The sequence below is a fragment of the Ramlibacter sp. genome (genome assembly GCF_013697775.1).
Taxonomy (GTDB): domain Bacteria; phylum Pseudomonadota; class Gammaproteobacteria; order Burkholderiales; family Burkholderiaceae_C; genus Ramlibacter.
Genome location: NZ_JACCWG010000120.1, coordinates 1 through 9,507, shown reverse-complemented (window position 1 = coordinate 9,507; position 9,507 = coordinate 1). Strand labels below are relative to the sequence as shown.

At 68.1% G+C, this 9,507-nt stretch carries 7 protein-coding genes and 1 pseudogene; 3 read left to right on the top strand and 5 right to left on the bottom strand.

Annotated features, from left to right (window positions below; genetic code table 11):
• From H0U68_RS06270 to H0U68_RS06255, 4 genes and pseudogenes are all read right to left on the bottom strand, one after another.
• Positions 1 to 808 (bottom strand): NnrS family protein (locus tag H0U68_RS06270; RefSeq protein ID WP_365730878.1); only part of this gene is annotated, 808 nt, incomplete at its 3' end.
• Positions 735 to 887, bottom strand: a pseudogene (locus H0U68_RS06265) (Rrf2 family transcriptional regulator); the annotation flags it as partial. The gene H0U68_RS06270 and the pseudogene H0U68_RS06265, both read right to left, overlap by 74 nt.
• The gene (locus H0U68_RS06260) at positions 887 to 3,160 is read right to left on the bottom strand and encodes a nitric-oxide reductase large subunit (RefSeq protein ID WP_296353734.1); all 2,274 of its coding nucleotides are present in this window, start codon (positions 3,158 to 3,160) and stop codon (positions 887 to 889) included. The gene H0U68_RS06260 and the pseudogene H0U68_RS06265, both read right to left, overlap by 1 nt.
• Before the next feature lie 122 nt (positions 3,161 to 3,282).
• On the bottom strand, positions 3,283 to 4,209 hold the full coding sequence (locus H0U68_RS06255) for a LuxR family transcriptional regulator (protein ID WP_296353732.1): 927 nt from the start codon (positions 4,207 to 4,209) through the stop codon (positions 3,283 to 3,285).
• A gap of 424 nt (positions 4,210 to 4,633) precedes the next feature.
• On the opposite strand from H0U68_RS06255, the gene H0U68_RS06250 reads away from it, so the two are divergent.
• Positions 4,634 to 6,487, top strand: coding sequence for an ATP-binding protein (locus H0U68_RS06250; RefSeq protein WP_296353731.1), 1,854 nt, complete (start codon positions 4,634 to 4,636; stop codon positions 6,485 to 6,487).
• On the top strand, positions 6,480 to 7,883 hold the full coding sequence (locus H0U68_RS06245) for a sigma-54 dependent transcriptional regulator (RefSeq protein ID WP_296353729.1): 1,404 nt from the start codon (positions 6,480 to 6,482) through the stop codon (positions 7,881 to 7,883). The genes H0U68_RS06250 and H0U68_RS06245 overlap by 8 nt, the downstream gene beginning before the upstream one ends.
• On the opposite strand, the gene H0U68_RS06240 is transcribed toward H0U68_RS06245, so the two are convergent.
• Positions 7,862 to 8,794 carry a transporter substrate-binding domain-containing protein gene (locus tag H0U68_RS06240; RefSeq protein ID WP_296353727.1) on the bottom strand — a complete coding sequence of 311 codons (933 nt, stop codon included), beginning with the start codon at positions 8,792 to 8,794 and terminating at the stop codon, positions 7,862 to 7,864. The genes H0U68_RS06245 and H0U68_RS06240 overlap by 22 nt on opposite strands.
• 145 nt (positions 8,795 to 8,939) lie before the next feature.
• Here H0U68_RS06240 and H0U68_RS06235 point away from each other — a divergent pair.
• Positions 8,940 to 9,507: thioesterase domain-containing protein (locus H0U68_RS06235; protein ID WP_296353725.1), on the top strand; the 568-nt coding region annotated here is incomplete at its 3' end.

Below are 9,507 nucleotides of genomic sequence, written 5' to 3'. Positions count from 1 at the left end.
CCGTCAAGGCGTGGGCGGCCGGCGAGGAGCCGATCCAGCCCGCCGCCGCGGCCGCGCGCAGCGCCAGGTGCACCGGGATCCACGCGTAGGCGAGATGCAGCACCCACACCAGCGGCGCGCGCAGCGTCGTCCAGGGCCGCCACAGCAGCCAGCGCGCGAGATGCGCCAGCGCGGCGGCGGCAGCGACGGTACCCAGCAGCTCGGCGGGCAGGCGCAGCAGGTCGGCTGCCAGCAGCGCCAGCACCAGGCCGAGCGCTGCCGTCTCGAGCCGGGAATGGCGCGCCGCCCGCACGCCCGGCACGCCGCTGTTGGTGAACATGGGGATGACGCGGCCGCCCATCACGCACAGCACGAAGAGCACCACGTCCAGCGCCAGCTGCACGCCGGCCCAGCGCGGAACCGCCAGCAGGCCCAGTTGCTCCATGTGCACTGCGAACGTGGCCGCCGCAAGCACCGCCAGCAGGCCGATGAAAAAGTAGTTGCGCCGGTTGCCCGCGCGCGCGAACGGGATGCCCAGTGCGACGGCCGCGGCGAGCGGGAAGGCCGCATTGGCAATGGCCGAGGCCCAGCCCCACGGGGTGAGCACCAGCACGCGCGCGGCCAGCCACAGCAACGCCAGTGCGGCCAGGCGGGCGCCGGTGGGCGTGGGCAGGCCAGTCCAGTTGTGCCCGGCGGTCAGGCGGCAGCGCCAGCTCCAGCCCGCCGCCCTTGCCGCGCAGGTTGCGCAGCCAGCCCTGCCGCCCCAGGTTGTGCACCACCTCGACCAGCGTGTTCTCGGAGATGCCGTAGGCCGAGGCGATGCGCGCAATGGTGGCGCGCTGCCCCGGCTGCGCGGCCAGGTAGACCAGCACGCGCAGGCTGTAGTCGGTGAAGGTGGTAAGCCGCATCAGGCTGCCGCGGGTTGCGCTTCCAGCGGAAAGGCCTTGCCTGCCTTGCGGCCGTCCAGCAGCCGCAGCGTGTACAGCGCCAGGAAACCGGCGCCGATGGCGAACAGCACGTCGCCGGGCACGCGCAGCCACACCAGCGTTTCCATCACCGGCGAGTGCACGATCTCGGCCGAGCGGGCGTACCACAGGCCCCTGGTGATCGCCGCATATCCCTGGTAGATGCCGGCCGGAACCAGCGACAGGAACACCATCATGGCCAGGCCGATGTTCATGCCCCAGAAGGCGGGCGCGAGCAGGCGGTCGGCGTGCAGCGGGCGGGCGAACAGGTTGCGCAGGCAAAACAGCATCAGGCCGATGCCCAGCATGCCGTACACGCCGAACAGCGCGCCGTGTCCGTGGGCGGCCGTCATGTTCAGGCCCTGAAGGTAGTACAGCGACGCCGGCGGATTGAGGGCGAAGCCGAGCAGGCCGGCGCCCACCGTGTTCCAGAACCCCACGGCGACGAAGCACAGCACCGGCCACCTGTACGCCTGCAGCCAGGCCACGCCCTGCGTGCGCCGCCAGGTCTGCAGCGCTTCCAGGCCGATCAGCGTGAGCGGCACCACTTCGAGCGCGGAGAACACGGCGCCCACGGCGATCACCGAGGTCGGCGTGCCGGTCCAGTACAGGTGGTGCAGCGTGCCCAGGATGCCGCCGAACAGGAACACGATGGTCTCGGCGATGATGGCGCGGTTGGCGCTGGTGGCGCGCACCAGCCCCAGCTTGGTGAAGATCAGCGCGATCACGGCGGTCGCGAACACCTCGAAGAAGCCTTCCACCCACAGGTGCACCAGCCACCAGCGCCAGTACTCCACCATCGAGTAGTGCGTGGTCTGGCCCCAGGCGAGGGAAGACGCGTAGAAGCCGCCGATGCAGGCGGCCGACAGGAACACCATGGCGATCAGGCCCCGGCTTTCCGACGGCGTCTTCAGCGCCGGCCACAGCGCGCGGCCCAGCAGCACGGTCCACAGCAGCAGGCCCACGAACAGCAGGTACTGCCACACGCGGCCCATCGAGGTGAACTCCAGGCCCTGGTTGCCGATCCAGAAGGCGAAGTCCGTGCCCTGGCGCTGCAGCGTGCCGAGCCAGCCGGTGATGGTGGAGCCCAGCACGACGAACACCAGTGCGTAGAACAGGAAGTCGGTTCCCAGCTTCTGGAACTTCGGCTCCGTGCCCCCCAGCAGCGGCGCGATGTACAGCCCCGTGGCCAGCCACGCGGTGGCGATCCAGAAGATGCCCACCTGCGTGTGGATGGTGCGGCTGGTCACGTAGGGCAGCACGCCGGCCAGCGGCAGGCCGAACAGCGAGTTGCCCTCCACCGCGTAGTGCGCCGTGACGATCCCCATGCCGATCTGCAGCAGCAGCAGGCCGACTACCACGAAGAAGTACTTGCGGGTGGCCTTCATGGAAGGCGTGACGGGCATCCCGGCCAGCGGGTCCTGCGCCGGCGGTACCGCCTCTTCCTCGTGCTTGCCGGCGCCGTGCAGCCACAGCATGGCCGCGATGGCCGCGAGCAGCAGGATGATGGAGACCATCGACCACATGGCCGCGGAGATCGGCATGGTGTTGCCCACCAGCGGCTCGTGCGGCCAGTTGCTGGTGTACGACAGGCCCGGCTCGCCGGGGCGGTCGGTGGAGGCGGCCCAGGCGGTCCAGAAGAAGAACGCGGTGAGCGCCTCGCGGTCGGCCCGGGCGACGATGGTGCCGTCCACCATCGCGTACTGCTCGCGCAGCTTGGCCAGCGACGGGTCGTCGCCGAACAGCGCGGCGTAGTGGGCAGCCACCTGGCGGATCGCCGCGGCCCGCATCGGCGACACGCTGACGGCGCCGCTGGCCGCGTCATAGCTGTTGCGGCGCATCTCTTCGCGCAGGCCGGCCTCGACGGCGCCGTGCTCCGACGCCGTCATGGCGCCGGGGTCGGCGGCCAGCGCCTTGGCGCGCAGGTCCCGCAGGGCCGTGGCTTCGCGGTGCAGCCAGTCGGCCGACCAGTCCGGCGCGACATAGGCGCCGTGGCCCCACACGCTGCCCTGCTGCTGGCCGCCGGCCGCCAGCCAGACCTGCTGGCCGCGCTGGATCTGCGCGCCGGTGAAGAGAAGGTTGCCGTCGGTGGCGGACACCGTCGCGGGAATCGGCGGAGCGGTCAGGTAGATCTGGTAGCCGAGGTATCCCAGGGCGCCGAACGAGAGCACGAAAACGAATCCGAGCCAGCGCCACAGCATGTTGTTGCTTTTCATGGGGTCTTCCTGGTGAAGGTGTATCTGGAATGCACCTCATCGTAGGAACACCGGACACGCAGGCATTGACCAGGATCAAGCAAAGCCGCCGAAAGGGGTGCCAGGACCCCTGGCGGGGGCCGTCAGGCCTGCTGGGACGCTTCCATCAGGCTCGATGCGGCATTGACCAGCTGCACGCGGTTGCGCGCCGCGAACCGCTGCCGCAGCTTTCTCAGGTGGTAGTCCACCGTGTGCGACGAGACATTGAGCTGCTTGGCGATCTGGTGGTCCGTCAGGCCGTTGACCACGTGCCCGAGCACCGCCGCCTGCAGCGGCGGCAGGCCCTTGGGCACGTCGGCGCCCGCGTGGTCCTGCGGGACCGGGTCGGCCTCGGGCAGCACCACGTGCTGCGCCATGTAGTCGTGGAAACTCAGGCAAAGGACCAGCGCGTCGCCCAGGGTCTGGTCGCCCATCCAGCGCCGGTTCGCCAGGTCCGAGGCCAGGCTGATGATGATGCGATCGCCGCTGCCCGCGCCGGCGGAGGACACCTGGAAGGAGATGCCGCTGCAGATGCCGTGCTCGCGCAGGTCCTTGACGAAGCGCCGCGACCTGGCGCAGCACGGCCGCGACTCGATCTGCTCGCTGAGCGACTCGGCGTCCCAGATGGCCGGCAGGATGGAGTTGGCCGAGGGCCGCTGGCGCAGGTCGACCTCGTCGTAGTGCTGGTCGAAATAGTGCTTCACCCAGCCGGGCGGCGAATAGGTGGTGATGGACGTGCGATGCAGCGCACCGGCAGCCGACCGCCGCACGGTGTGGTAACCCATCCAGTTGAAGCCGATCTCCTCCATCTCGTCGCGCAGGATCTGCTGGCGTTGCCGCGAGCTGCCCGCTGCCAGCAGGTCGCGAACCAGGCGCGACACCGTGCCCTGATGGGGGACGTCCAGCGGAACCAGGTCCGCATCCTCGTACAGCCTGACACCGCATCTCTCGCGGCCCGCCGCCGCGATCCCGTTCGTATTCCCGCCGCTGGCAGCGTCGGCCGTACTGTTGAGCAAAGTTTCACCGGACATGGAGTGACTTTATGGAGAGCGTGTGACACGCAGGTTGCTGGGAGCTTCGTCTTGGAAAACTTGTCACGCGAGGTGGATGCCTCGGTCCTGTCGTTTGCAGCTTGCGTGCCAAGCGCATTGCCGTGGCGCGCCTCTCTGAAGCGCGCGGGACGATGAACCCAAATCCGCACGATCGCGAAGCTTGCCGTGTGCGTTTCCGCGCAATGGAGAAAACCGCTTTAAGAAGCACTGTGAAAGATATACAGCCTGTTACTCGACAAATGAGGTCTAGTAACGCATAACAAGTCAACGCGATGAATGTGCAAAAAGTACATATCGCGCAGTCCACTTGGGGAAAGCTCGGGGTTCGCGCAAAAAACAGCTCGTTATGCACGGTTGCGCGGCAGAATGAATCCGATTGGCTTCTCTACGCAAACGACTTGCCGTGCTGTTCCTCGAAGGGGTCCTGGGGTGGACCCTCGTGGCCTCGCTTGCTGCCGCGAGTGGCATCGCCGCATTCAGGTGGAGCGCGAACGCCGGCTACATGCGCCTGGCCGACACCGCCAACCACCAGCTCGATCTGTATGCCGTCAGCCTCGAAAGCGAGCTGAGCAAGTATGAGAACCTGCCCGGCATTCTCGAAATGAGCGGAGAGGTGTTCGAGCTGCTGGAGCGCCCGGACGACGCGGTCCTGGCCGGCAAGCTCAATCGAAAGCTGCTCAATCTCAATGTGCGTTCCGGCTCGCTCGGGATGATGCTGCTGGATGCGCAGGGCACGGTCCTGTCCTCCAGCAACTGGTACGAGCCCGCCAGCCTCATTGGCAGGAACCTGTCCGCCGAAGCGTTCCACACCAAAGCGGTGCACGATGGGCAAGCCCGCACGTTCGTGGTCGGCGCCGCGCGCGGGGCGCCGGAGAGCTATTTTTCGCGCGCTATCGCGCGCGGCGGCAGGGTCCTGGGCGTGGTGGTGGTGCGCATCAGCCTGGAGGCGATCGAAAGCGCCTGGATCGAGTCGGCCGCGGGAACGCCCAACGAGCGGGTGCTGGTGGTGGACGACAACGGCGTCGTGATCATCTCGTCCAACCCGGCATGGCGCTACCGCACCTTGCGCACCCTGTCGGCGGAGGACCGCGTGACGCTGGCCAGCACCGCCCGCTATCCCGCCGGTTCGCTGGAGCCGCTGCAGTGGACGACGGAACGCGAGCTGAAGTTCGGAACGCAGCTGGTGCGGCTGCGGGACAAGGTTGTGGCGGCCAGCGAGGCGCTGTTCATCAGCCAGGAGCAGGACATGGCCAGGCCGGGCTGGCGCCTGATCACGCTGTCGCGGGTGGCCGTGGTCCAGCGCGAGGCGCGCAACACCGCGGTCGGCGCCATGGCCTGCGCGGCCCTGATCGGCGTGCTGGGCCTGCACCTGATGCAGCGCCGCCGCGCGATGCTGCACCGGCTGGCCACGCGCGAGGCCCTGCAGCGCGCCAACGACGAACTCGAACTGCGCGTGGAGGAGCGCACCGGCGAGCTGCGCGACGCGAATTCGGCGCTCATGAAGGAGGTGGCCGAGCGCGTGCGCACCGAGACCCACTTGCGCCGCGCGCAGGACGAACTGGTGGAGGTCAGCCGCCTGGCGCTGCTCGGCAAGATGTCCGCCGCCATCTCGCACGAGATCAACCAGCCGCTCACGGCATTGCGCGCGCTCTCGGACAACGGCGTGCGGCTGCTCAAGGCCGGCCGGCTGCAGGACGTGGAGCGCAAGTTCGATGCGATCGCGCAGCTGACCGAGCGCATGGGGCGCATCACCGCGCAGCTGAAGTCCTTCGCGTACAAGCGGCAGGCCGGCCCGTCGTGGGTGCGCATGGGCGGCGCCGTCGCCAATGCGCTGGAGCTGCTGCGCTCGCGCATCCACGATGAAGGCGTGGAGGTGGAGCTGCACGTGCAGGAGTGCCTGCGCGTGTCCTGCGACGGCTACCGGCTGGAGCAGGTGCTGGTGAACCTGCTTGGCAACGCCATGGACGCGATGAAGGATTCGCCGGTGCGGCGCATCACCGTGACCGCGGCCCCGGTGGACGGCAAGGTGAAGGTGCGCGTCGCCGACACCGGCACCGGCTTTGCCCAGCACGTGCTGGACCGGCTGTTCGAACCCTTCTTCACCACCAAGCCGCCTGGCCAGGGCCTGGGCCTGGGACTTGCGTTGTCCGCCGGGATCGTGCGCGAGTTCGGCAGCAGCCTGCAGCCCTACAACCTGGCCGGAGGCGCCGCGTTCGAATTCGAGCTCAAGATGGAAAGCGAGACTGCCGATGCCTAGAGCCAAGCTGGCCCAGGAAGGATTGAAGATCGTCTTCGTCGAGGACGACCCCTCGGTGCGGATCAACCTCGCGGAAAGCCTGGAGCTGTCCGGCTTCGAGGTCTACGCCTGCGCCAGCGCCGAGCAGGCGATGCGTGTGCTCAAGCCCGGCTACTTCGGCATCGTCATCAGCGACGTGCGCCTGCCGGACCGCGACGGGCTGCAGCTGATGCAGGACATCGCCGGCATCGACGCCGCCATCCCCGTCATCCTGGTCACCGGGCACGGCGACATCTCGCTGGCGGTGCAGGCCATGCGCATGGGCGCCTACGACTTCATCGAAAAGCCGTTCCCGACCGAGCGGCTGATCGAGACCGCCAGGCGCGCGATGGAAAAGCGCGCCCTGCACCTCGAGGTGGAGGGCCTGCGCCGCCAGCTCACGGACAAGCAGGGCATCAAGTCGGTGCTGCTCGGGCACTCGGCGGCCATCCACGAGGTGCGGCGCACCATCCTCAACCTGGCCGACACCTCGGCCGACGTGCTGATCATCGGCGAGACCGGCACCGGCAAGGAGCTCGTCGCGCGCTGCCTGCACGACCACAGCCGCCGCAGCAAGGGCAACTTCGTCGCCATCAATTGCGGCGGCATCCCCGAGACGCTGTTCGAGAGCGAGATCTTCGGCCACGAGGCCGGCGCGTTCACCACCGCCAGCAAGCGCCGCATCGGCAAGATCGAACATGCCAACGGCGGCACCCTGATGCTCGACGAGATCGAGAGCCTGCCGCTGGCCTTCCAGGTCAAGCTGCTGCGCGCGCTGCAGGAACGCAAGGTCGAGAGACTGGGCTCCAATGAGGAGGTTGGCGTCGACTTCCGCGTGGTGGCGGCCACCAAGGTCGATCTCCTGAAACTCAGCAACCAGGGGAAATTCCGCAGCGACCTGTACTACCGGCTGAACGTGGCCGTGGTGCACCTGCCGCCGCTGCGCGAGCGGCGCGAGGACATTCCCGGGCTGTTCGAGTATTTCGTGATGTGCGCGGCCACCCGCTACGGCCGCGATGCGATCACGGTGCCCGAGCCGATGATGCGCCAGCTGATGGCGTCCGAGTGGCCGGGCAATGTGCGCGAGCTGCGCAACGTGGCCGACCGCCTGGTGCTGGGCCTGCTGTCGGCGGACGACGACGTGCTGGCGCAGCGCGCGCGTCCGCCGCTGACCCTGCCGCTGCAGATCGACATGGTGGAAAAAGCGCTGATCGAGCAGGCGCTGCGCCAGCACAAGGGGCGCGCGCAGCAGGTGACCGACGCGCTGGGCATCGCCAAGAAGACCCTGTACGACAAGATGAACCGCCACGGCATCAAGATCGACAGCTTCCGCAGCCACGCGGGCGAGGACGACGGTCAGTTCGAGGAAATGGCGTAGTCGGCCTGGTTGCCCGAATCCTTGGGTTGACGGATCAGCTTCTGGAAGCTGTCGCTCATGGGCTGGTTCAGGTTCACGCCGCGCGGCGGAATCGGCGACTGGAACCACTTGCGGTGCAGCGCGTGGATGCTGCCGCTCTTGAACAGCTTGACGATCACGTCGTCGGCGAGCTTCTTGAATTCCGGGTCGTCCTTGCGCAGCACGATGCTGTACGGCTCCACCGACAGCGCCTTGCCGGTGACCAGGTAGTGGGCCGGGTCGCGCGACATCGCGATCATGCTGTAGAGAAGCACGTCGTCCATCACGAACACGGCCGCGCGGTCGGTCTCCAGCAGCCGGAACGACTGCGCATGGTCCTTGCCCGCGAGGATGTGCATGCGCAGGTTGCCCTGCTGGTTGAGCTCCACCAGGCGGGCCATGCTGGTGGTTCCCGCGGTGGACGCCACGGTCTTGCCCTGCAGGTCGTCCAGGTCGTGGACGTCGGAGCCGCGCTTGGTCGCCAGGCGGCTGTTCGCCACGAAGGTGGTGACGGTGAACGCCACCATGTTCTGGCGCTCCAGCGTGTTGCTGGTGGTGCCGCACTCCAGGTCGATGGTGTTGTTGGCGACCATCGGGATGCGGGTGGAGGAATTGACCGGCGTGAGCTTGATCTGCAGGTTTTCGATGTTCAGCCGCAGGCGCACTTCCTCGACGATCAGGCGGCAGATGTCCATTGCGTAACCCACGGGCTGCTGGGTGCCGTCCAGGTAGGAGAACGGGATGGAGCCGTCGCGGTAACCAATGGCGATGACGCCGGTTTCCTTGATCTTGCGCAAGGTCAGCGAGGCCTGCGCCCACGCCGGCGCCGCAGCCAGGAAGGCCATCAGGAAAAGCAGCAGCGTTCTTGCCGATGACGGGATGGAACTGCGCATGGAATCGACCTGCCGGCCGATGGTTGGACGCGGAACGCAATCTTAAGCATGCGGGGGATGGCGCCGCGCTACGTCTTCTCGTAGTGCGCAAGCGGGACCGGCCCGCTACGCTGACAACTGGAGGCGCCCGTGCGAGGTGCTCAACATGATCGATCAGACCCTGGCCCCGCAACGACCGCTGTTCCTGGTGCAAGACGCACCGCCGGGCGAAGAGCATCTCGCCATGCTTGCCGCGCGGCTCGCCGCGCACGGACCGGTGCATTGCCTGCGCGCCGAAACGGTGGACGGCTTGCAGCCAGTCACGGTGGAGGGCATGGCCGCGGTGGTCGTGCAGGCCGTGCGGCGCGTGCAGCCGGCCGGGCCGTACCGGCTGGCGGGCTGCGGCTTCGGCGGGCTGCTGGCCTATGAAACCGCGATCCAGCTGATCGGGCTGGACGCGCCGGTGGAACTTGTGGCGCTGGTCGACACGCCGTGTCCGCAAGGGCCGCAGCTGTCCGGACCCACGTCGTCTCATGCGCAGGCAATCGCCGACTACCTGGTGCAGCGCATCTCGGTGCCCATCGACCTGTTCGTGCACGCGGGGCCGTCGGACGCGCCCGGCGCCGCACGCGATCCGCTGCTCGGCTGGGGCGGCCTGCTGCCGCGCGAAATGGTGCGCGTCTCGCCGGTGCCGGGGCCCAGCCGATCAACCCAAGCCGCCGACGTCGATGCGC

What these genes read in the sequence shown, in the direction of transcription:
- H0U68_RS06255 (WP_296353732.1), bottom strand. Translation starts at nt 4,209, where the DNA reads ATGTCCGGTGAAACTTTGCTCAACAGTACGGCCGACGCTGCCAGCGGC.
- H0U68_RS06245 (WP_296353729.1), top strand. Translation starts at nt 6,480, where the DNA reads ATGCCTAGAGCCAAGCTGGCCCAGGAAGGATTGAAGATCGTCTTCGTC.
- H0U68_RS06240 (WP_296353727.1), bottom strand. Translation starts at nt 8,794, where the DNA reads ATGCGCAGTTCCATCCCGTCATCGGCAAGAACGCTGCTGCTTTTCCTG.
- H0U68_RS06260 (WP_296353734.1), bottom strand. Translation starts at nt 3,160, where the DNA reads ATGAAAAGCAACAACATGCTGTGGCGCTGGCTCGGATTCGTTTTCGTG.